Here is a 22,543-nt window from a genome sequence, read left to right as displayed (position 1 = left end):
AAAGAATCAGTGCAAAATGAATAGCTTGTATGATATTTGATGGCATTGGCTGAATTTGAGGTGAGTAGAATAGAAAATTAATAAATTGGATTAGCTTAATAGATAGATAAGTATTAAGTGCTAGTAAAAATCTTCTTTGAGATTTACGTCCATCGTAGGAGTAGTTTAGTAAAGAAATAAGTCGTTTCATTTTTATCACTACTTTCTTTTTTATTCGTGCATTCACTTTTTTGGCTGTGATTTATCACAGCATTAGCAATGGTACATCGTTGCTTCCAATAATTTGTTTTGTTATCAAAATAACAAAGCTCAGGCAATGATTTTCAGATGATCTATTATCATTCGTTGCTAATCGGCTTGTGTTTCACATTGTTTCTTATTAGGTTGCTTTGTCACTCGCTGCGAATTACACAATAGGATTTTAAGATCATTTTCAGTCCATTCTTTTGTGTGTGATTGCATTGTGTACATACGTTGTATTTGTTGTTGTGAAGATGTAATGAGTTCATGTTTTGTGTTAATAAGCAATTTTGTTTGAAGTGAAGTTCCTATAGAACAACATAAATGTTGTTCCGTTTTTTGTTAGGATTTCATTTGTCGTTAGACAATGAAATACAACAAAAGAGCACCCGAAACGCAGTGAGGGGGATGGTCAGCTATGCTGACTGGACAATTGAAACGAAGTTTTGATTGTACATACATCCCCCTTATGCTCTTTCCTTGGGCGTACCGATTTTGCAACATCATACGCCTGATATTTAAAATCGTTGATATAACGCCATTCACAGCGAGCATCGCTGCGGTGATTTTGAGGCGTCTCAGGAGTATCAGGCGTCTGGGGCAGGCTGTAAGCCGCATTGCCCCGTTAAATCTAGGAGTATAATATTGCAAAAATGAAGGGTCTTCTGCTGTACAGGGAGTATCGAGCGTTTCTCAATAAAATAGCGTAGCGCCATGTCGAGGAGTATCAAAAAATTCACTGTATAGGTGTTGCAATATTAGAAAGTCGATTGATGAAATGACTTTTAGGGCGAGAACGAAGTGACGCCCTGATCGTGCACAAGGCGGTAGCGTAACGTAGTGAAGCATCTTACAATACGTCCCGAAGGTGGTCAGGATTTCGGCACGAAATTCATTACGAAAGAGCTGGCTGCAAGCCTATTAAAATATGTAGTGGGTGTACAAAATGAGAGAGGGCTGAGCCGAGTCGGACACTGAAAAGGTTACTAAGAAAGTAGTCGAGGTGAAGAGGTTCTCTGCTCATTTTGAAGCCTAGTATCTCATGGCTTTATTGGGCTGACTTGAGCCGGAAAACGCAGTGATACCAAGGGGATAGCCGAAAGGAAGGGGACCCAATGAAGGAATGACGGTAAGAATCAAGAGATGAACGTGTCTTATGACAAGGGTCTAATAAAAAAGAAAGGGTTGCTACAATTTCGTCACAAAAATAAGGGTGTGTTGCTGTAAAATTGCTTCAAAAAGTCAGCAAAATGGTAGCAAATTGCTGTAAAAATGAAGCAGGGGGATAAAATAACAAGAATGGGGCAATTATATCAAGTCTAATACAGCGAGATACTGCCCCGATGGTTTGCAGGGTTTTGAGGTGGGTTCTTTAACAGTCAGGACAAATACGAATGATGAGAGTAAGCGATAAATGTATTATTCGTACTCTGATTTGCGAGGAAATGGGTTTGTCTGGTGTTAAAAAAAGAACCAATCTCGAAATTAGGATTGGTCTGTCAAAGAAACTATTTTATTTAGTTAAACGTTTCTACTCATATAGAAGTTAAGATAGGTTATTTGTTTTCTGTATATACATAAGCTAAATACCAAATGGTCGTGTATTTTGTTTCGCCTGTCCACGCATCGATGTATCGTTTTTGTGCTGAGGTTAACATTAGGTTTGCTAATACAGCATTAGGGTCAAGAATGTCGAATTTGTGACCATCTGATAGAAAACCTCCGTACTCACCTACAATTCCTTCTGCGATTTTGTCAGCCAATTTTAAAGCTGCTTCCATTGATTTTACTTCTCGTGAGTCAAAGTCGCTTTGGAATGTTGCTAAGTCGTCTGTGATGAATAATACATTTGGCAATAAAGATTCTATTTTTGCGTATTCTTCATTAGATTCTTTTGATCGTACATGTTTTAAACCATTCTTGTGATCTTCAGCTTTTGCTGCTGCATAATCGACTAAAGCATCAGATACAGCAACTTCTCTTAGTCCGTTTGCCACACGATACATATTGATTTTGTCTAAGATTGCTTTACGCATGGCTTCTTCGGTTACTGTATAGGTGCCGTTATCGTTTTCTTTGATTAAGTCTTCAATAGTTTTACTGTGATCGAAGTCATTTAGTTCATCTTTGATATCGTCTTTGTTGTCAATGACGATATCACCAGCTTCATTTTCGTCTTTTAGCTTGTCTGGTTTAGGTTTCGATTCTTCTGTTTTGTCTTTATCCTTATTTTTATCTTTTTCAGGCAACTTTGATTCTTCGGTAGACTCTGATGGTTTTGTTGATCCTGGCGGTGTTGTTTCGCTTGGTACTGTGTCAGAGTTGCTTGTTCCACCTGTGTTGCCACCGCTTGAATTACCTACATTATTGTTTGTATTTTGTTGTGCAGTGATGGCTGCTGCTTCAGCATCTGCTTGAGCGCGTGCATTTGCAGCGTTTGCTAATGCTTGATTTTGCAATGCGTACAATTGATTACGTTCTGCGATACGTTGATTCATGGGATTACGGTTGTTTTCGATTTTAAGCTGCTCTTGCTCAATACCTTTACGTGCTACGGCTTTTGTTGCTTCTGATGCGTTGGAATTAATTGTGTCTTGATGAAATTTAATCGTTTTCTCTGCTTCAGTGATTGCACCTTGATTCATATTGATAGCGTTAGTCAATGTAATGATTTGTGAATCGTAGCTCGCTGCTTCATTCTCATAAGCTGTAATTGAGTTTACAGTAGCATCTGATACACCTGATACCCCATTCCATGTCGCAGCGAAAGTTGCTACGGGGGTTAAAATGTTTAGTGCTAAGATGGTTAATGTTGTTACGATTAATGTTTTAAATTTTGGTTTCATGATAATAATCTCCTTTTGATTATCCTTTCATCCTGTTTTAGAGTATCTAATCAGCTCGATAAAAAATAAGGATGGAAATAGAAATGGACTGATTAAGAAGATAAATCCTCTCAATAAGACGTAGCCAGCTGTTCGTAATAATTTTGGCTTGTTGTATAGGTGTAGGGAACAGCAGTAGAAGTCGTAAAAAATTCTGTATTCAGTAAATCTTTGATGAAGCCATTCTTTGTTTGTGTTAACGAATATGCAATGCCTTGAGCACTTGAAAATTGAAGAATCTTATTTGACCAACCATAGCGCATTAACATTCCCGCAGCAAAGGGATATGTCACCACATAAAACCAAATAAGGCAAATAGTCACAATTTTTAAAATAATTTCTTTAAATAGATTTTCTCCCAAAGGAAAGAACAAGATGAATAAACTAAAAACGAACGTAACAGCAACAGCTTCATCTATGAAACCAATGCTTTTTACTCGCTTCATCTTCTTTAAAAAGCTGCTGACAATAATTATGCATATTCTTTAGCAGAGGCAATTGTTGGAAAATGGATTGATCGCTAGAAGCGGTAGCTATATTAACAATTAGATAGAGAAAAAATGCTGCTACGCAAATAGAACGCGGAAGAATATCTCTAATAGACATACCAATAAATAAGCTACCAAACCCAATAAGAAGAAAGCGAAGTCTTTTATTAGAAAAAATATCATTGCGTGAGAGTGATGAGAATATCAATAGACAGCCCACTACCATGAAGGCATAGAGAACTAAAAAGACAGCACTGTACCCCAGTGGAGCTCCGTTGGTATAATCCAAAAAGAAAAGCATCATCCATTCACTGACAATCAAAACAATGAGAGCTATTGGAAATACTCTTAAATAAAAGTAGGGCTGATATAGCTTATAAATTTTTAGCCTGATATAAACGAATTTTAATCCTACGGATATCCATAAAATAAGCTGTAGAAGTCCAGCAAATAGCAATTGTGAAATAACATATATGAATTTTCCGTGCTCTGCATTATTTCTCATTTTTGAATCCTTTAAAATGAGAATATCTGTAAGTGCTAATTAATATACTTCCCGTTTTTGACTTAATACATATTTTTTCCAATTAAATCGTCTCCTTTTTGTACGTTTTCTTAATAATAAATTCTTAAATTAATGTGAAGAACATCAAAAAAATGGTTTACAGTTTCTCGTCCAATGCTTTGTCACGAATTGCTTGAGCATAATCATTAGAAGCTATTTGAAGAGATTCAATATAGTCACGATATTCTTCTAAAAAACGACGTTGTACTTCTTTTTCGCGTATCTCTAACGAAAGAGCTCCGATTTGCTTTTCAATTTCCATCCATTTCTTTTCATAGTCAGCAGATTGGCGTTCATAATCACAAATTTGTTTGAAGTCGTGTAATTCCATCATAAACTCCTCAGATTTAGTCATTTAAAATACCTGCTGGGAAAAAATAGCTATGAGTACGATAGATAATTTTACTCATCAATTGTCACCCCCTTCGCTCCTGGTTGGTCTAAAATGAAAGAAAGTTCTCCAGTTTTTTCTGGATCACGTGTGACAAAATAATTACCCTCTTTACCTAATCCTGTTAAATACACACCAGTAAACCATTGGTCGCATACTTCAAATTTTGCATAACCACTAGAAAAATATAAATTTTCAGTATCTTTTTCTTTTAGTTCAACGGTATCTGAAAAATATTCATCACCTATTTCATTCATAGAATAGTCAGGTAAGCTAATAAAATAAGTATCAAAAGTGAGTGATTCTCTTTCTGTTCTATTTCCTGTTGAATCTGTCTCAATATTTAACGTGTATGGCTGAGGTTCAACTTTTAGTTTGGTCGTTCTAGCTTTTTCGAGTGCAGCAATGGCGGCATCAATTTGAGAACTATTTAAAAGCGGTTCAGACATTTTTTGATCCCTTTCCTTATCTTGTTTCAACTCCTGTATTCTCTTATCAATTGAATCAGACAGCTCAGATTTTTCAGACTCTTTAATGTTTTTAATGATTTCGCCATCAGACATTTTAGTGATCTTGCTCATTGTTAAGCCATTAGATTTATAAACTTGTGCATTTCCATCTTGAAACACATAAATCGTAGGGATTGAATCCTTACCAGGTGTACCATCATTTGGAGATAGACTATACCAAATTTGTTGATCTTTTTGGTTGAATGCTTCACTAATCGGTGTCTCTTCAGGAATTGCGGTATGCCTTTCGCCGCCAGTTGCTGGGAGTCCTTTATCAGTATTTCCGCCGTTACACCCTGTCAGAGCAAGTCCACAAAAAATTATTGCTGTCATTACTATTTTTTTCAATTCAATCACTCCTTGTTTTGGTTTCTACAGTATTGAAATTACTCAGTTACCATACCAATATGTATTTAAATCCAAAAATAAATACATATATATCATATTGTAGGTTGCAAGAATACATTTGTCATCTTATTTTTTTATCTGTGAGGATATATCATTAAATTGAAAGAAGGTGATGGTGTGCTAAATGAGCGGATTGCAAATACGAGCTTATCGTATGAACAAAAAAATGACTTTGGCTGAATTAGCTCAATCTTCCGGGATAGATGACACTTATCTTGGTAGAGTGGAACGTAATGAAATTAACATTACATTGAATACCTTGGACAAAATTATTGCTGGTTTGAAGATGACACCGTCTGAATTTTTTAGTTTTTTAGATTTAGAAAGTGATGATCCCGCGTTAGCCCATCTAATGCGAGAAGTCAAAGGTTCACCAAAAAGAGAAAAAATGACTAAGCTGATTGAAAATATCGTCGATTTATCTGAATAGAAAAATTCAAAGATTACAATTCGTAGTCTTTTTATTTTTGTTTAAATCTAAGCAATCATCACTTTCATATGTGCTGAATTAGAGGATTTTTGACATCGAAAAAAGCCCTAGCTAAAACAGCTAAGGCTAGAATACAACATTATTTTTGATTTGTGAATAGCTCAAAAGTTCATGAATTAATTTCGTTATTAGTAAATATTTTTGAGTAAAATTAATTTTAATATACGTGTCAAGTTCTGTCAAATTGCTTAAAAATGATATTTAGTTTTCAGCGTAGGAGTAATAAGTGGATTCTCCTAAAATGAGATGATCCAGCATTTGTATTCCAACCAGTTCGCAAATTTTTGTTAGTCGGGATGTGAATACGGAGTCAGCTTCACTGGGTGTTGGATCTCCTGATGGATGGTTATGTGCAATGATAATTTGGGCAGCATTATCTCTTATTGCTTCCCGAAAGATGTCCCTAGGGTGTGCAATACTTTGATTTAACGTTCCAATAAATAATGTCCGCTTCCTGATAATTTGATTCTTAGTATTCAAAGTTAGGAGAATAAAATGCTCTTGCTCTAAATCACGTGTTTCTTGAATTAAGTGTTGGGCAAGTCCATACGAGCTTGTTATCTTCTCCTTTTTCATATCAAACTGCAAAATGCGCTTTGATAATTCAAAGCTTGCTTTAAATTGAAATTCCTTATTTGGTGAAAATTTAGTAAGTACATCCTTTAAGTCTGTTAGATCATCTGTATTTTCTAGCAGCTTGGCAGCTTCAGAAGGTTTCAAATTAAAGGAAAGTTCAATTAACTCTTGAGTACTTAATTCATTAAAATTTGTCGTTCTTATTCGATTGTTAAATATATTAGATGTTATTGACTGCTTTTTTAGAGTGTTTTCAATTGATACTGTCATTATCCATCATTCCTTTTCTATTTTATTCACTTCCTCTTTTTGGCAAGCATGGCTTGCATTGATTTATAAAAGAAAGGTTTGAGGATGAAAGTAAGAACAGAGTAGCGTAGATAGCTTCTTCTTGATTCTCGTGCAACTTAGAATAAGGGATAGGAGTGTATTTTTGTAATAAATATTACCTTTTACTGTAATCATTAAAAGGTTGATATGGTAGTGTTTTTAATGGGTTTTATGTTGGAATTACAAAATTACATATTTTGGGAGTTCTTATTTTATTTCGATATACACTCATAGATACAATTTTATATATTTTATTATAAAAAAGTGTAATGAGTGTAAATTCATCAAAAAAGTGAGTGTTTACAGGGGATTAGAGGATTGAAAAGTGTATTTTTTAAGTAATTAACTGTAATTTTGAGTAATCTTGTTGACTTGATGAGCGAGAAAAAGGAAAGAGTTAAAAATAATAGCTTTCCAGTCCGTCTTCATAAGCTTGTTCTCGTAGTTTTCTTTGTTCGGTAAGCTGTTCAGTGTATTCTGACAAGTAAGATTTAATTTCATTTTCTGTAATTAAATTTTTTTGAATAGGTTTTCCGTTATAAACAAATTTTTCGACTAAAATTTTACCATGCAGATATTGATGGTGTAATTCAACCATGGATTCTCTAGTGTAATAGCATTCTCTAAAGCTGTCTCTTGTGAAGAGCTGTTTATCGAGTAGGACATATGCTTGAATATCTCTCCACTTCTTTTCCAATGCGTGAAATTTATTTAAGCTAAAGAAGGATAACATGATATCTCTTGCTTCAGTGTAAGGTCTATTTTGTAGGTTAATTTCTTGCTCAATTTTTTAAGGCTGCCTGTGTGAGGGAGTGTTACTTCTGATCTTGTGATGATGACTTTAGAAGGACGTTCAATCTTAAAATCGTTTTTCCTTTGGGTCATATATTCAACAACCTTACCATCAAATTGTACGAGATCACCTTTTTCTAACCATCCATATTTCAAGAATAACTTTGTAAGATTCATCCAAAGGTGGTCTGCAACATAATGTTCTTTTCCATCGGTATCAATCTGATATATATCAGTCAGCATAAAAGTGGGCTGATAGCGAGTATTTCCCATCTTATCAATATAATCAGTTGATTTCAATCCATTGTGTTGGAAGGTACCTTTAAAGCTGTATCGGGTTCCATCTTTTAGTTCTTTTAGCTGTTCTCCAATTTTGCTCATATAGTTTCCTGCTTTCTGTAGTTGTTTAAGTCTATTATAGCTGATGTTTTCAATGTGTCGATCAATATATAGTGTGTGGAATCAGAGTTTTATTTGTTTTACAACTATATATAGTTGTTACGAACAGTTCCTATTCATCCTTAAGTCTAAATTCTCTATTTTCTTTAATTAAATCCCATATTCAGAAAATTGATTTTATAAAAAATCTGAGAGGGGAATTTAGAAATTAATTGGATGAATGGTTCTTTTTCTCGTTTTCTTTAAGGAACTTTTAAAGGAAAAACTTCATTCGTGAATAGAGCGGTTGACTTTTTTGGTTTTTTTGCTAAAATAAGATGTAATAATATGTAGGATTGAGGTGTAAGTGTATTGAATAGCGATGAAAAAAGAAGAATAGTAGCTGCTTTTTCTGAAGAATGCCAAACAGATCAAAAGCGAATCAAGGATGATAATGGATTTATCACATATAATTCACGTGCAATGACTGCTTGGGATTTAAGATTCAAGCGAATCAGTCAAGTTGCTGACTCATTAGGTTTTGAGATAATTAGAGCGTCAAGATCAATTTTGTGGGAATTCATTGGTATTTTTTCAGAAGGAGAACTATATTTTTTTTTTAAGGATAAAAATATCAAACTTATTCTTAAAAATTGTGAAGATAATCCATATCATTATGTGCTCTGCGCTTTAGGGTTTAATGAATCTGCAAATGATAAAAGTAATAATGTGCAATTAGAACTCCTTGAAGATGAGTTCAAGGAAAAACGAAATGAAATAAATATAAAATTATTTGGTGAATATTGTGGAAAAATTAAAGAAGTACGAATTTTTACTATTGACGAATTTAATGGTAAAGCAATTAGGGCTGAAGAGCTATTTTTAGATAGTAAAGGCAATTACGTAGAAGTAACAGATTATAGTGATGCTATAAGTACTGATTATACAAGTATTATAAATCAAGAAGCAGTAGACAAAAAAGATTTACTTGTAGGACTTAAACCAGGAATCAAGAAAACAGATATGTCTGTAGTAGATTTAAAAGAAAATAATAATGAGATTACAGAAAATAATAAGTGATAATTTTAACTAAATATTGGAGGAATTGAAGATGGTTTTAGACAGCAATTTTAATGGGAGTCGTTTACGAGAAGCTAGACGATACAGAGGATTGTCTATCACAGATCTTGCTAGAGAACTAGGTGTTACTAAACAAATGGTTTCAAAATATGAGAATGGTAAGGCTACTCCTCCGCTAGAGTCAACATTCACATTAATGAAAACGTTAGGATTTCCAAGGGAGTTTTTCTTTTCAAAAGATTTGTTTGAATATAAAGATGAAGGAACTTATTTTCGTAGTCAATTAACAGCAGTTCAAGGTGAAAAAGAAGTTGTAACATATGATAAAAAATATGCTGCAATAATTCGAGATTATTTTGAAGCATTTATTTCTTTTCCAGAGCTTATAGAAAACCATAATATTTCAGATTTAGATGATGTAGAGTCAATTACCTTGGATCTTCGTAAAAACTGGGGATTAGAGGATACACCTATTGTCGATATTATGAGATTAATGGAAGAGAAAGGATTTGTTATTTCAGTCGTAAAAAATGAGTATAACAAAGTCGATGCTTCAGGCGGAAGTGCCAATATAAATGGTCGTGAATACTATATTGTTATGATTGAAGGAGACGATTATTCATTCTACAGGCAACAATTTAGTTTAGCTCATGAGCTAGGACATTGGATTTTAGATAAGGGGAACAACGATCCTGAAGAATTAGAAAAAGATGAGTACAAGGAAATGGAACAACGTGCGAATAACTTTGCTTCTTCATTTCTACTACCAAAAGATGCATTTATTAAAAGCGTTCAAGGGCTAGATTTAGCTAAAATTGAATCGTATTTAGGTTTGAAGCGAATATGGTTTGTCTCCATAGGGACATTAATTATGCGAGCTAAAGCACTCAAACTAATTTCTTCTGATGAATTTGTAAAGCTTCAAAAACAAATTAATTATCGGAAATGGAGAAAAAATGAACCATATGATGATACTAAGCAAGCTATGCGACCAGTGGCATTAAAGCAATCACTGGATCTTTTAGTAGATAACGATATTATCAACCGAGAAGCTATTTCAAGCGAAATATTTAGAAAATATGGTGTTTTTTTGTCCAATGAGATTATAGAAAAAATTTGTGGTCTAGAAAAAGGTTATTTAGTAAACTCTGCTAGTGTTGGAGTGAAAATGGATTTGAAGTAAAATACTAGGTCTGACTATTAAGAATGAAGTTAGTATAGAAGAAGGAGTAACTATTTTGAATGAAAATGGCGGTCAAATTTATATTTTTGAAGGAATTGACAATGTTGGTAAGTCATCAGTAATGGATAAAGTTTCAGAGAAGCTAGAGCTAAAGGGCTATGATATTTCTAAATACAGTTTTCCTGGTAAAGAAGAGGGGACTTTAGGTGGGCTTGTCTATGATATACATCATGAACAAGGCAAGTATTTTAAAGAGGAGCTCAATCCTATCAGCTTACAAATTTTACACGTCGCTGCTCATATTGAGTTACTTCAAAAGAAACTTATTCCAGATTTGAAGAATGGAAAATTAATTTTGTTGGATAGATTTTGGTGGTCGACCTTTTGCTATGGTGTAGCCTCTGGGATTGACAAAGAAGAACTAAATAACTTGTTAATTCCAGAGCTTAAATATTGGGAAAATATACACGTAAACAAAGTATTCTATTTGGAGAGGAAGTCATCTGAACAAGTTGTTACCGAGGAAAAGAAACGATTAATAGATGAATATAGAGAAATTGCAAGTAACTCTCAAAAATATTTAGTTCATAATATAAGTAATGATTCTACGATAATACAGACTTCGAATAAAATTGTGAGTGAGATTTTGAAAAATTGTAAAGGGTTACAGATGGATCTCTTTGGTGATAGTACTCCCAAAAAAAGTAAAACCATTAAAAAAATTAATACTTCTTCTGCTTTAATTAAATCACCAATCTACTCAGAATATTGGAAATTTACTGCAGAAAGGCAAAAGATTTTTTTCGCTCGATTTAACAATGAAAATTTTCCTTGGTCGCAAGATTATATCTTAAGTAAATACAAATTTACTAATGTGTATAGAGCTTCAGATAGAGTAAGTCAGTATCTAATTAGAAATGTTATATATCAAACTAGACAGGCGCATGATGAAGAGGATATTTTGTTTAGAATATTGTTATTTAAATTGTTCAATAAGATTGAAACATGGGAAACTTTAGAAGAAAAATTAGGTACAGTTTCATACAGAACATACTCATTCGACGTCTATAATAAAATCTTTCTGGATGAATTGGGACAAAATAAGAAAATATACTCCGCAGCATATATTATGCCATCGGGAGTCAGTTCTTTTAATCATTCTAAAAAACATCAAAATAATCTTAAACTATTAGAATATATGTTAAAGGATAATTTGTTAAATAAAATAAAAGAGTGTAATTCTTTGGAAGAGCTATATCATTTACTGTTAAACTACCCTACTTTGGGAAGTTTTCTTGCTTTTCAACTAGCAATTGATATAAATTATAGTCCAATTTGTGATTTTGATGAGATGTCTTTCGTGATAGCAGGACCAGGTGCCAAGAGAGGTATTGATAAGTGTTTCGAGTCTCGAGGTAAATATACTTATGAAGATGTCATTAAGTGGATGGCAGATAAACAAGAAAAAGAAATAAGTAGGTTAAACCTTGAGTTTTCAAATTTATGGGGACGAAAATTACAATTGATTGATTGCCAGAATATATTTTGTGAAACTGATAAATATACTCGAGTGAAACATCCAGAATATAACCAAGGGAAAAATACTCGTATTAAACAAATGTTCAGAGCTAGTAATAGAGAAAATATTGAATACTTTTTTCCGCCTAAATGGGGGATTAATGAAAGTATAAAAAGGGAGAGGGTAGATCGGTGAATTCTTATCAAGGTAAGACGGTAGATGATGTGTGGATTCAAGCAGAAAAAGAATTGAAAGAGACTCATAATAGTGTGAAAAGTCGTACTGGTGAGACAGCTGAACTTTTACATGTAATTATGCAAGTTGATAATCCGAAACAAAGATGGGTATCTAGTCGAGTACCTGCAATAAGCATTGGATTTGCTTTAGCAGAAGTGATTTGGATACTGGCTGGTAGCAATGATTCAAAGGTTATTAATTATTGGAATCCTGCGTTGAAACAGTACGCTGGTATGGGAGATACTTATTATGGAGCATATGGCGAAAGAATTAGGAAATCCTATGGTTTTGATCAGTTGAATAGCGCGTATGAAGCACTAAAAAATAATCCAGAAAGCAGACAAACAGTAATTTCTATATGGAACCCTGATAGAGACTTTCCAGATTCTGATGGACAACCCAGGGCTGAGGATATCCCGTGTAATGTCTGTTCTCTATTAAAGGTGAGAAATGGAAAGCTGGAGTGGACTCAGATTATGAGAAGTAATGATCTCTTACTTGGATTACCATATAATTTTGTTCAGTTTACAAGTATTCAAGAAATAATGGCTGGATGGTTAGGCTTGGAAATTGGATCATATTGTCACTTTAGTGATAGTTTACATTTGTACGATAGAGATAAAGAAAAAGTTGGTGCACAGATTCCTCTAGAGGTAAAAAATACAGATGACTTAAGAGTAACAAAAGAAAAATCAGATAAATTAATTTCACAAATTTTTGATAATATGAAACTTCTTACTCGAAAAAATCTAAGTAAAGAAAAGTTGCTAGAACTTTCTGAACTAAATCAACCAGAAGAAGGATACTGTAATATGATGCGTATTATAAGTTCCTATGTAGCTGATAAACTTGGATATAGTGAAATATGCGAGCTGATTTTATCTAATTGCTCAAATGAATTGTATGTAAAACTTTGGGAAAATTGGAGCCAAGAAAAAAAGGAGATAAGAGAAGATGGGAAATAAAATTTTTGTAGCGTATAGCAGAGAAGATAGAAAAGGTATCAATCAGTTGCCAAGGACTTTAGGCGTTGAACATACTTTTCGTAACAGTGATGAAGTGTATAGGCTATTTTCTTCAAACAGTAATATTTCAGATAAAATGAAAAAAGTTATTGAAGAAAATGTTAAATGGTCTGATATTGTTGTAGTGCTGGTGGGTAAAGATACAGCTGAAGTTAAATGGATTGATTGGTGTGTCGAAAAGGCTGGCATGCTGGGGAAAAGAGTAGTTTTTATTTACTTGGAAGAAGCAGGCTCATTGCCAGATAGTGGTGGAATTTTTGGATCAGCAGCTGTTGGAATGGATAAGGCTGCTGAAGCTGTTAATGGAACTGTTCCAATTTGGGATGACCCTACTGGAGCACCTTTGCCAAATGATAGTATTCATAGATCGAGCTGCTAATTTGAATGGAGGATAGATAATAAATGAAACTATCACATTATATTGTAAAAAGAGACTATGGTTTCGCTCCAAATCCATTTTATGGTGTGTGTACACTAGCTACCTGCAAATCTATGCTGAGAAAACGTGCGGAAGTTGGAGATTGGGTAGTTGGTATAGGATCAGCTTCAAGTATCTATAAAGGGAAGATAATTTGTGCTATGCAAGTAGATGAAATCCTAACTTTCGATCAGTATTGGAAGGATAGTCGATTTCAAATAAAAAAGCCAGTAATGAATGGTAGTATACAACAAAAATATGGTGATAATATATATCACACTAATGAGAGTGGAAAAATAGAACAACTTGATTCTCATCATAGCTATGAGAATGGTGAACCCAATATGCACAATCTAAACAGAGATACTGGTGGAGAAAAAGTTTTGATCTCAAATAAATTTTGGTATTTTGGTAAAAATGCTGTTAAGCTTCCACCAAATTTAGAAAGATTAACTAATGTCAGAATGAATTATAAAAATATTAAGGAAAATGATGATAAGGAATTTATTGATGAATTTATAAGTTGGATACATCAATTTGATAGCAATCAATTAATGGGATATCCAGAAAAATTTACTTCTGGATTCCAAAGATATGATGGTATAAGCTAACTTTTTTTCATTAATATAGGTGATACAGAAAAGTAATTTTTATAAAATTAGTCAATAGCAATATTATTTTACTATCTATAGTTCTTTTTGTTTGATATAATTTGTTTTATATAAATTATATTTGAGGCGGTATAAAATGTTTTCGATATATATGAACGGACAGAACAAAACGAACCAAATAACAGATTGGAGACTCTGGAGTAAAGAAAATCAGTTGATGGTGACTGTAGATTTTCCATCAGGTAAGTCATTTACAAAACCGTTAAACTTCTGCAAGATTACACCGCAAAAACAAATACAAGCAGGTCTTTTATCTAGAGAAGAAAACATTTATCAACAAATAGATAAAGCGACTGAATATGGGAATAAGTATGTTGTTGTAAATTATCCAAATGATCAAAAAAAGTATATCATGAGGTCGGAAAATGTAAGTATTATTGCGAGTTCTGGTTTGAAAAATGAGAATACATTTTCTTATTTTACTGAAATTGTAAAAGAGCGTGTTCGCCATGCTAGTCCAACAAATAAACCTATGGCCGAAAATATAGAGAGACAATTGAACAAAATTACTCCTTATAAAGGAACAGCTTTGCATTCGTATTGTTATGGTAAAAATGAGGTTAGAGATTCTTTAGAGCATTTTATTTTTCCATTTGGGTTGAATGAGAGTCAATTAGAAGCTGTTGAAAATGCCTTTTCCTCTCAAATTAGTATTATTGAAGGACCTCCGGGTACAGGAAAGACACAAACTATTTTAAATATCATCGCAAACATTTTAGTGAATAAAAAATCTGTTGCAATTGTTTCAAATAATAATCCAGCAGTTGAAAATGTGTATGAGAAGATGGCTAAAAAAGAACTAGACTACCTTATTGCTAAATTAGGGAGTTCAGACAATAAGACAGAATTTTTTGCAGAAGTGAAAGAAGTACCACGTTATAGCTCGGATTCTGTAGCCGTTTCTATAGAGGAAATTGATGATATTTTGACAAGAGTGAAAACGAGTCTAACTGCACAAAATAAAGTAGCGCAATTGACTGCAGAAATCAGTGAGCTGCTTGTTGAAAAAAAGCACTTAGAAGAATGGCGTGAGGAAAATGTACTTGTAGATTTAATTGATGTTGATAGATATAAATTGAGTCCTGAGAAAACTTCTGATTTACTTGCATATATGAATTATCTTTCTCAAAAAAATTTGTCTTTTAAAGAAAGATTCCGTTTGTTGTTAGAGTTTAGAATATTTAGAACTAAATTTTTAGACACTTATACTGAACGAATAAATTTTACTTATTCCCTACAGTTTCATTATTATGAAAAAATGTTGCAACAAAAAGAGCAGCAATTACAAAAATATAAAAACGATTTGGAAAAAGAAAATTTCAAAAAATTATTAGAAGATTTAACGAATAAATCAATGCAGTATCTTAAACAGCAGTTATCAAAATCGGTTCCAGCAAATGCGAATTTTACCGTAGATAACTATAGAAAGGATTTCAGTAATTTTATTAAACGGTTTCCTGTGATTGGAAGTAGTACACATTCGATTATTAACTCGATAGCAGATGGAGCAATATTGGACTACATCATTATTGATGAGGCGTCGCAGCAAGATATCGTTCCAGGTATTTTGAGTCTGGGCTGTGCAAAAAATATTATTGTTGTAGGTGATCGTAAGCAACTCCCACATATACCCGAAAAGACTGAAACTGTCTCTCCTTTAGAGTATTATGATTGTACGAAATATAGTTTGCTAGATTCATTTGTTAAGCTGTTCAAGGAGGAAGTGCCCGTAACGTTGCTGAAGGAGCATTATAGATGTCATCCTAAAATTATCCAGTTTTGTAATCAACAATTTTACGATAATCAACTAATACCCATGACTATAGATGGAGGCGAATCTTCAATTGAGCTAATCGTCACATCTAAAGGAAATCATACAAGAAAACGAGCTAACCTGCGAGAAATTGAGTCTCTAGTGGAAGTTGGTTGGTCTGATGAAAAAAATATCGGATTTATTACACCTTATAATAATCAAGTCAATTTAGCTGGAGAGTATTTGCCAGAAGAGTTTGCTAAAGCAACAATTCATAAATTCCAAGGTAGAGAATGTAAAGAGGTTATTTTTTCAACAGTGTTGGATAAGAAAAAAAGTAGCCAAAAATCTATTGATTTTGTTGATGATCCACATTTGGTGAATGTAGCTGTTTCAAGAGCCATCAACAAATTTACTTTAGTAACTGGTAATGAAGTTTTTACAAGAAACAACCAAAGTTTGGCAGCTTTAGTTAGATATATTAAATACTATGCTTCAGATGAATATGTCTATGATAGCCCGGTAATCTCCGCATTCGATTTATTGTATAGAGAATATGATCGTTCTCTAGAAAAGTTAAATACTCGATTGAATTTAAAGGATTCACATTTCAAATCTGAGCAGATTATGGCTGTCCTACTTAGGGATATTTTAATGACAGCTGAATTTACTTCTTTAATGTTTCATATGCAGATCGATTTGATTCAACTTGTCTCAATTAAAAATAATTCATTTACTGATAGAGAAATAGAATTTATGAAACAAAAAGCGAGCTGTGACTTTGTCATTTATTATAAGGTCGGAAAGAATCCGATAGGCGTGATTGAAGTAGATGGGGGTAGTCATGATGCTAAGGTGCAACAAGAACGTGATGCGGTAAAAAATATTATTTTAGAAAAGGCTGATATTCCTTTGCTTAGATTAAAGACAACTGAGGGGAATATTGAGAGAAAAACAAAAGTATTTTTAAACGAATGTATTATTAAGAGTAGTACCCAGGATGGTGAGGAAAGTTAGTATAAGTGAAATACTCTTATCACTAAGAAAAGTGAAGTTAGGAACTATTTTTTATTTGATAACTAACACCCAAACTAGCACCAATCTAGAAAAATCACCAGAATTTCATGATATCGTTCCAAACAGCGGATGTTGATATAACAGCATTTAGAAGCTGTTGAAACTTGTAGAAAACACTATCCCTTTGCTGGAAGGGTCAGCGGGATAACGGTTCTTTGTCAATGAATATTGGTAAGAAAAATCGAGAGAAATAGAGTAGAGTCTAGAGAGAAATTTTCTCTAGGCTTTTTTGCTCAGTTTGAAATGCGCTTCGCCAAAGCAGAGATTGATCTTGAGTTTGAAGTTATAAAAGCTTCTGAATCCATAAGCATTGCGTTTGAGCACCTTGATATGATTATTTAAACATTCCAAAGGGCCGTTAGAATAAGGTCGTTCAAAGGATCGCTTAATCTTCTTTGACATTTTTTTGAAGGCTTGTATCGTTTTTTGATAGTTTTCTGGAAGAGAAGAGACATCTTCCAGAAGCAATTGGTGGAAATGAGAAAAATTTTTCTCTTTAAATGCACAAAGAAAGTGTTGATAAAGGGTATATCCTTTATGTAGCTCCAGATCATAACTTAATAAGCGATCAACAATGTCTGTTTCAGTTAAATAGTTACGAAATACAGGACACCACAGATGCTTCTGACTATTCAGTTTTGTTTGATTCTTTTGTAGCAGTTTCCAACACTTCTTTATGTGGTTGTACTTTCTTCGTTCCGCATAAACACGGCGATCAAATGTGTTCATTCGCTGAATACGATGGGTCAGAAACGTTCAGCTGATGAGCTGAACGAGATGAAAACAGTCCAGAATGATCTGTGCATTTGGAAACATCTTTTTCACTAAAGAAAAATAGGGCGTATACATATCACAGACAACGAAGGTCACTTTTTGCCGTTCTGCCAAAGGGTAACGAGTAAAGTACCTTTCTAAATAAGTCAGCTGTCTGTTTTCAAGGATATCAATGAGCTGATGGGTGTCTCCGTCCATCATGAAGCCACAGAACATAAGCAATGCGGACAATTGCGAGGGATGTCATCAAGGACATCAGAAAAAAACATACATACCTGTTCCTTGATTATTTCTTTAGAAAAAAATTTTTCTTCGAAATGAAGGGTTACGTCTAGAATATCGAGCATATCTTCGATAGAATCTGAACAAGACATCGTGCATTCTCCTTTAAAGTGGTTTTTGACGACTTTATTTTAAAGGATTGCAGGGTGTCTTTTCCATATAGTTTTACTAAAAAAGATGCCAGTGATTTTTCACCAACATCATAAAGTATAGAGCCCTTCGCCCGCCATTCTGCTAGAGTATTTATGTGAGCAGAACTAGTAATTAAGGAAAGAAAGCCGATTATTACTATAATTGAAGCTCAAATTGTTAATTATTTTTCCGATGAAATAGGCTCTTATTTGTTTTCTTACATATTTGTGAAATCTTACCATTATTTTCTATTTTTCTAAAAATAAATGTGGAAAATAAGTGTAATTAAAACAGGTAAAATAGGCAGTGAGCCAAAGTAGAATAAAGATTGCCCGAAATCATATGCGGGTAGAGGAGGTAGGAGCTTGAAAAATATATGGTGCGGATTATGGAATTCAGAGAAATGCTTTTCGTTGGATATTCTTGAGGAAGAGGATAGAGAAAAATACAGGGAATTGATGGATTATTCTGCAAAGATTCGTGAAGAAGCGAACGAATTAGTTCAGCAAATTAACGGAGAAAACTTTTATGAAGTTCTTCCTCAGCTGATGAAGTTTGATGCAAAGCTTCGAATTGTTTCCTTCTTTTTTTCGAACAAAGAAATAATTGAAGAATATAGGTGTGAAGAACTAATTGAATTGGCAGATTCAGAATACAAAAAGACTCATTTTGATCGACTGGCCAGCTTTGAGATTAAGCCGTTTGAAAAAGATTCATTGTTGTTTCAAATTGGATGAAGCAAGTCAGAATATTTATGAATAAATATGATAAAAGAGCAGGCAGAATAAAAGTATTTTTGAAAGGCTATCTTTCAAATAACCATTTATTCCAAGCTGCTTTTTTATTTTATAAGTGTAAAGGCCAGCACTTCCTTAAGTTCTTCGATTCCGGGAGGGAAGTTAATAAACAGGAAATGTTTAACACTCTCAATACTCCCGGCTAGCGGTGCCCGTTTATCAAGGATAAACAATGTATTTTCAACATCATCATTCTCAATAATTTCACTGGTTAATTCAGTATACGTTGAAAATTCGATGGTTTCCGGAAGAAACCGTTGAATTGCTTGTTTTGTAATGTGGTAGTCAAAACTGTTTTCTGTAATAAGTGCAATCGTGTTTGCTTGCTTTTGCAGTATGAACGGACTCAGCCGAGAGCATAAGGCATTCAAGTGTTTTTCCGTAATAATCAGTCCGCAATCATTCCATTTATCCACAATTTGTTTTATTTGATTAAAAAAGTATGGATCAATTTTATTAGGCTTTGAATATTCTATGGAAATCATTGGGTGTAAGTTAAATGTTGAGCCTTTTAAAAAAATATATACAGCAGATAGAAACCAGTCCTCGTTCGAATAATCTACAGAGAATGTTTCAGTGAAAAGCCTCAGCAGTTTTTGAAAACAGGAATTGCTGATAAGATTTTCACGGTAAGCTGCCAAAATTTCTTTATTTGTTGTATGATCAAAAATATGTGTGTTAATAACAATTAAGGCCAGTATAGTGAATTTGTATTCGTCATTAAAGCGTTCTTGCCAAATCGGTTCAAACTGTTGTTTCACGAACTCTTCAAAGTTTTCCGGACAAGTATATTTGCTGATAGAGTAAATTGCTTCTTTCGAGAAAATCAATGGAGTTTTTGGCAGATCCTCTCCAACTGTTGTCTGCATTAAGGAATGAAAGAAAGTCCGTTCGTATTCAGAGAAGCAGATGCCCATATTCAGTTCAAAATGATCAAGTATCCGATTTGACTTCTGAGTAACAATCGGATCGAAGACCAACAGCTCAGCACCAAACTGTCTATCCAGTTCGGAAATTAAAAAACGGATTCTGGACAGATCACCAGTGACGTGATTATCAGTTAATTGTAATCCAATCTTTTTTAGAAAATGCTCCACATCTGATCTTAATTGATATCCCTTGGAAACTGAAATAAAATGTTCATCAATAAAGTCAATATATTTTTTATCAGAGGGAACGAGATAAAAATTCAGGCTTCGCAAAAATAGTGAGTGGGAGTAGACTTCCTTGCTAAGCCTCTCCTGATTGCCTGCAATAAAAGGATCGATACGAAGATTTCCCGTTTTATCCTCTGTGACAGGGATGCACAGCTCTTCTCTGAGATAAGCAATATCTTTCTCTAAAGTTAAAATAGTGCAATTGAGTTTACTGGAAAGTTCTGCAGGAGAAAGATAGTCACTGCCGAACAGCAGGTCGATAACGTCTATGGCTCGTAATAACTTTTTTTCTAGATATGTGTGTATCATTTGTTCTCCTCATAGACAAATTAGATTTGACATTGGATTCAAAAGATTCTCTTGTTAAAAGCCTATAAGCTGAATAAAAAGACGGTAATTTATGCAGTATAATCCAGAGATACTAGAAAATAGCTGCAGCTCTTTGTCGTTGTAGTACTCAATTCAGATTACCGCTCCACTTAGAAAATTAATTGAATACATGTTAAAAAATAATGTATTTTTTGTATTTAACGATCATTAATTATAGTGTTTTTTTGCTTGATTTTCAAGAGAAATTAAGTGTTTTAACCCCATCTGTTCATTAAGTGAAAAATAAAAAACCAGAGTGCCAAAAAATACTTCATTGGGCTGCTCTGGAATAGAGTTAAAATATTTATCGATTTATTTTTGCTGTTTCTAGAAAAGAATGATAAAAGGAGAGATATTGGCTTTCATTTTTAGTGTCTTTTTTTATATATTGACAGTTAGTGTCTGACTGTGGAAGAGCCTTCTGATTTATTAGTCCTAAAAGTCCAAAGCACGGTTCATTATTGGCAGATAGCAGACAGTCTTTGCCTAAAATATCAGCAGTAAGCTGACTTAATGCCGGATGTCGAAAAACACCGCCATTAATAGAAATTTCCTGATCAGGAAAGGGGCTTGCGTCCATAATGGCTTTTAGGTTAAAAAGCAGTCCTTCGACGGCAGCACGGATAAATTCATTTTGTCCATGCAGTGCTGTGATCCCCTGATAGGAGCCTGTCAGAAATGGCTCCCACATAGGTGCTCTTTCTCCGTTAATATAAGGGAGGAAGAGTAAATGTTCTGCTCCCGGAGAACTTGCTTCAAGGGCGCTATCCAGGTGCTCAAAAATGGCTGTTGGATGATTGAAAAACAGCTTGCTTAGCCATTCCAAAACAGTTCCTCCATTATTTGTCGGACCGCCTACAACCCATAAGCCTTTCTTCAGATAGTAGCAAAATGTTTTTCCTTCAGAATCTAACTCTCGGTCTGCTGTGATCTTTCTGATGGCGCCGCTTGTTCCTAAAGTAAGACTAACTGAGAGTTCCGTGTTCAAATAACCGGCGTACGCAGCTAAACAGCCGTCGCTTGCACCAATTAAGAGCTGCGTCTGAGGCGAGAGTCCCAACGCTTTTTTTGTTTCATCAGAGAGGGCTAAAATTGTATTTGTATCAACCAGTATAGGCAGCTGTCTTCTGCTAATTGAGAGGTAGGTCAAGATTTCATTATCCCAGTCAAGAACAAGGCTGTTAAACAGCCCTGTTGCCGAGGCCGTTGAATAATCAAGGTAATATTCACCCGTGAAGAAATTTGAAACCAGTTCTTTTAGTCCAATCCATTTAATAACATTATCCGGCAGCTGTTCTGTTTCCTTTAACCACAAAAGTTTTGAGAAAGGGGACATATAGTGGATAGGCGTCCCAGTTTTTTCATAAAAAGATTGGCTGAGTGCTGACTTTCTAAATGCAGCAGCTGTTTCGGCAGCTTGATTATCAGACCAGATCAGCAGTTCCCCGCAGCTCCCGTCTTCATAGACTGGCATCAGTCCATGCATTGCGGTGCTTAAGGCGATATAATGGATAGGGTAAGGATACTCTTCTATTATGGAGTGGATTCCTGTCTGCAATAAATCAAGTATTTCCAAAGGTTTTTGATATTTTTTTCCGCTCTTTTCAGTGTAAGTTTGGATACGCAGCTCTGTTGTCAGAATCTGATTGTGATTCTGGTAAAGAGTAAATTTAATTGCGGTGGTGCCAACATCAATGGTCACTATTGTTTGATGTAACATCTTATTGCTCCTTTCAATGGTCGTTATGTGCTTTAAACAATCTGTGTGGTAAAAGTTTAATGATTTTAACTTTTTATACTTTACAGAGTGATTGAAGAAATTTTTAGGATAAAGCCATCGTATGAGTACTTTTGACCTATACAGTCTTTGAAATAGTTGCTTCTTTTAGGAGAATTCAAGAGATTTTTTCCATGGGATAAAGACTCTCCTTAAAACAATTACCTCGCTTTACTTAAATCAGAGAAGGAGTACGTCTCTTAAGATAAGCAGAGTTAAATTGAGCTTTGCTTATTTTAC

19 protein-coding genes and 1 pseudogene are annotated in these 22,543 nt (G+C 34.1%); 9 read left to right on the top strand and 11 right to left on the bottom strand.

What is annotated here, in order from left to right; genetic code table 11:
• Positions 1 to 1,796: 1,796 nt before the first annotated feature.
• The 5 genes from LI951_RS09790 to LI951_RS09770 all read right to left on the bottom strand — a co-directional run bounded on the left by LI951_RS09790 (position 1,797) and on the right by LI951_RS09770 (position 5,426).
• Entirely contained in the window at positions 1,797 to 3,086 is a 1,290-nt protein-coding gene (locus LI951_RS09790) for a CAP domain-containing protein (RefSeq protein ID WP_229442012.1), read from the bottom strand.
• A gap of 110 nt (positions 3,087 to 3,196) precedes the next feature.
• Positions 3,197 to 3,571 (bottom strand): hypothetical protein, encoded by a 375-nt coding sequence (locus LI951_RS09785; protein WP_229442011.1) that lies wholly within the window; start codon positions 3,569 to 3,571, stop codon positions 3,197 to 3,199.
• A complete protein-coding gene (locus LI951_RS09780; RefSeq protein WP_229442010.1) occupies positions 3,537 to 4,118 on the bottom strand; it encodes a hypothetical protein in 582 nt (193 codons plus the stop codon). The genes LI951_RS09785 and LI951_RS09780 overlap by 35 nt, the downstream gene beginning before the upstream one ends.
• Positions 4,119 to 4,275: 157 nt before the next feature.
• Positions 4,276 to 4,533 (bottom strand): hypothetical protein, encoded by a 258-nt coding sequence (locus LI951_RS09775; RefSeq protein WP_229442009.1) that lies wholly within the window; start codon positions 4,531 to 4,533, stop codon positions 4,276 to 4,278.
• A 47-nt stretch (positions 4,534 to 4,580) separates the two neighbouring features.
• The gene (locus LI951_RS09770; protein ID WP_229442008.1) at positions 4,581 to 5,426 is read right to left on the bottom strand and encodes a hypothetical protein; all 846 of its coding nucleotides are present in this window, start codon (positions 5,424 to 5,426) and stop codon (positions 4,581 to 4,583) included.
• Positions 5,427 to 5,640: 214 nt separating this feature from the next.
• Here LI951_RS09770 and LI951_RS09765 point away from each other — a divergent pair, with 214 nt between their 5' ends.
• A complete protein-coding gene (locus LI951_RS09765) occupies positions 5,641 to 5,916 on the top strand; it encodes a helix-turn-helix domain-containing protein (RefSeq protein ID WP_229442007.1) in 276 nt (91 codons plus the stop codon).
• Between the two features lie 261 nt (positions 5,917 to 6,177).
• Here the strand turns inward: LI951_RS09765 and radC are convergent, their stop codons facing one another.
• The 3 genes from radC to LI951_RS09750 form a co-directional block, all read right to left on the bottom strand.
• A complete protein-coding gene (gene radC, locus LI951_RS09760) occupies positions 6,178 to 6,822 on the bottom strand; it encodes a RadC family protein (RefSeq protein WP_229442006.1) in 645 nt (214 codons plus the stop codon).
• A 457-nt stretch (positions 6,823 to 7,279) separates the two neighbouring features.
• Positions 7,280 to 7,579, bottom strand: coding sequence for a hypothetical protein (locus LI951_RS09755; protein WP_229442005.1), 300 nt, complete (start codon positions 7,577 to 7,579; stop codon positions 7,280 to 7,282).
• Between the two features lie 14 nt (positions 7,580 to 7,593).
• Positions 7,594 to 8,055 carry a hypothetical protein gene (locus tag LI951_RS09750; protein ID WP_229442004.1) on the bottom strand — a complete coding sequence of 154 codons (462 nt, stop codon included), beginning with the start codon at positions 8,053 to 8,055 and terminating at the stop codon, positions 7,594 to 7,596.
• A gap of 369 nt (positions 8,056 to 8,424) precedes the next feature.
• On the opposite strand from LI951_RS09750, the gene LI951_RS09745 reads away from it, so the two are divergent.
• The 7 genes from LI951_RS09745 to LI951_RS09715 all read left to right on the top strand — a co-directional run bounded on the left by LI951_RS09745 (position 8,425) and on the right by LI951_RS09715 (position 16,955).
• Positions 8,425 to 9,132 (top strand): DUF5986 family protein, encoded by a 708-nt coding sequence (locus LI951_RS09745; protein ID WP_229442003.1) that lies wholly within the window; start codon positions 8,425 to 8,427, stop codon positions 9,130 to 9,132.
• Between the two features lie 31 nt (positions 9,133 to 9,163).
• Positions 9,164 to 10,315 carry a helix-turn-helix domain-containing protein gene (locus LI951_RS09740; RefSeq protein WP_229442002.1) on the top strand — a complete coding sequence of 384 codons (1,152 nt, stop codon included), beginning with the start codon at positions 9,164 to 9,166 and terminating at the stop codon, positions 10,313 to 10,315.
• 55 nt (positions 10,316 to 10,370) lie between these two features.
• On the top strand, positions 10,371 to 12,029 hold the full coding sequence (locus tag LI951_RS09735) for a nucleotide kinase domain-containing protein (protein ID WP_229442001.1): 1,659 nt from the start codon (positions 10,371 to 10,373) through the stop codon (positions 12,027 to 12,029).
• A complete protein-coding gene (locus tag LI951_RS09730; RefSeq protein WP_229442000.1) occupies positions 12,026 to 13,036 on the top strand; it encodes a thymidylate synthase in 1,011 nt (336 codons plus the stop codon). Before LI951_RS09735 ends, LI951_RS09730 begins: the two co-directional genes overlap by 4 nt.
• Positions 13,026 to 13,475, top strand: a complete 450-nt coding sequence (locus tag LI951_RS09725; RefSeq protein ID WP_229441999.1) for a TIR domain-containing protein — start codon at positions 13,026 to 13,028, stop codon at positions 13,473 to 13,475. The genes LI951_RS09730 and LI951_RS09725 overlap by 11 nt, the downstream gene beginning before the upstream one ends.
• Before the next feature lie 23 nt (positions 13,476 to 13,498).
• The gene (locus LI951_RS09720) at positions 13,499 to 14,125 is read left to right on the top strand and encodes a hypothetical protein (RefSeq protein WP_229441998.1); all 627 of its coding nucleotides are present in this window, start codon (positions 13,499 to 13,501) and stop codon (positions 14,123 to 14,125) included.
• Between the two features lie 136 nt (positions 14,126 to 14,261).
• A complete protein-coding gene (locus tag LI951_RS09715) occupies positions 14,262 to 16,955 on the top strand; it encodes an AAA domain-containing protein (protein ID WP_229441997.1) in 2,694 nt (897 codons plus the stop codon).
• A gap of 279 nt (positions 16,956 to 17,234) precedes the next feature.
• Here LI951_RS09715 and LI951_RS09710 read toward each other — a convergent pair.
• A pseudogene (locus LI951_RS09710) lies at positions 17,235 to 17,987 on the bottom strand (ISL3 family transposase).
• Between the two features lie 581 nt (positions 17,988 to 18,568).
• On the opposite strand from LI951_RS09710, the gene LI951_RS09705 reads away from it, so the two are divergent.
• Positions 18,569 to 18,940, top strand: coding sequence for a DUF7006 family protein (locus LI951_RS09705; protein WP_202068392.1), 372 nt, complete (start codon positions 18,569 to 18,571; stop codon positions 18,938 to 18,940).
• A gap of 104 nt (positions 18,941 to 19,044) precedes the next feature.
• Here the strand turns inward: LI951_RS09705 and LI951_RS09700 are convergent, their stop codons facing one another.
• Positions 19,045 to 20,466 (bottom strand): helix-turn-helix domain-containing protein, encoded by a 1,422-nt coding sequence (locus LI951_RS09700; protein WP_202068394.1) that lies wholly within the window; start codon positions 20,464 to 20,466, stop codon positions 19,045 to 19,047.
• 364 nt (positions 20,467 to 20,830) lie between these two features.
• Positions 20,831 to 22,246, bottom strand: coding sequence for a gluconokinase (locus tag LI951_RS09695; protein WP_229441996.1), 1,416 nt, complete (start codon positions 22,244 to 22,246; stop codon positions 20,831 to 20,833).
• Positions 22,247 to 22,543: the final 297 nt, after the last annotated feature.

The organism is Enterococcus sp. BWT-B8 (assembly GCF_020567625.1).
Lineage (GTDB): Bacteria > Bacillota > Bacilli > Lactobacillales > Enterococcaceae > Enterococcus_L.
This window is presented reverse-complemented; position numbering and strand designations above follow the sequence as displayed.

Coding starts and splice junctions, on each gene's coding strand:
- LI951_RS09790 (WP_229442012.1), bottom strand. CDS start 3,086: ATGAAACCAAAATTTAAAACATTAATCGTAACAACATTAACCATCTTA.
- LI951_RS09785 (WP_229442011.1), bottom strand. CDS start 3,571: ATGAAGCGAGTAAAAAGCATTGGTTTCATAGATGAAGCTGTTGCTGTT.
- LI951_RS09780 (WP_229442010.1), bottom strand. CDS start 4,118: ATGAGAAATAATGCAGAGCACGGAAAATTCATATATGTTATTTCACAA.
- LI951_RS09775 (WP_229442009.1), bottom strand. CDS start 4,533: ATGACTAAATCTGAGGAGTTTATGATGGAATTACACGACTTCAAACAA.
- LI951_RS09765 (WP_229442007.1), top strand. CDS start 5,641: ATGAACAAAAAAATGACTTTGGCTGAATTAGCTCAATCTTCCGGGATA.
- radC (WP_229442006.1), bottom strand. CDS start 6,822: ATGACAGTATCAATTGAAAACACTCTAAAAAAGCAGTCAATAACATCT.
- LI951_RS09750 (WP_229442004.1), bottom strand. CDS start 8,055: ATGAGCAAAATTGGAGAACAGCTAAAAGAACTAAAAGATGGAACCCGA.
- LI951_RS09740 (WP_229442002.1), top strand. CDS start 9,164: ATGGTTTTAGACAGCAATTTTAATGGGAGTCGTTTACGAGAAGCTAGA.
- LI951_RS09725 (WP_229441999.1), top strand. CDS start 13,026: ATGGGAAATAAAATTTTTGTAGCGTATAGCAGAGAAGATAGAAAAGGT.
- LI951_RS09720 (WP_229441998.1), top strand. CDS start 13,499: ATGAAACTATCACATTATATTGTAAAAAGAGACTATGGTTTCGCTCCA.
- LI951_RS09715 (WP_229441997.1), top strand. CDS start 14,262: ATGTTTTCGATATATATGAACGGACAGAACAAAACGAACCAAATAACA.
- LI951_RS09700 (WP_202068394.1), bottom strand. CDS start 20,466: ATGATACACACATATCTAGAAAAAAAGTTATTACGAGCCATAGACGTT.
- LI951_RS09695 (WP_229441996.1), bottom strand. CDS start 22,246: ATGTTACATCAAACAATAGTGACCATTGATGTTGGCACCACCGCAATT.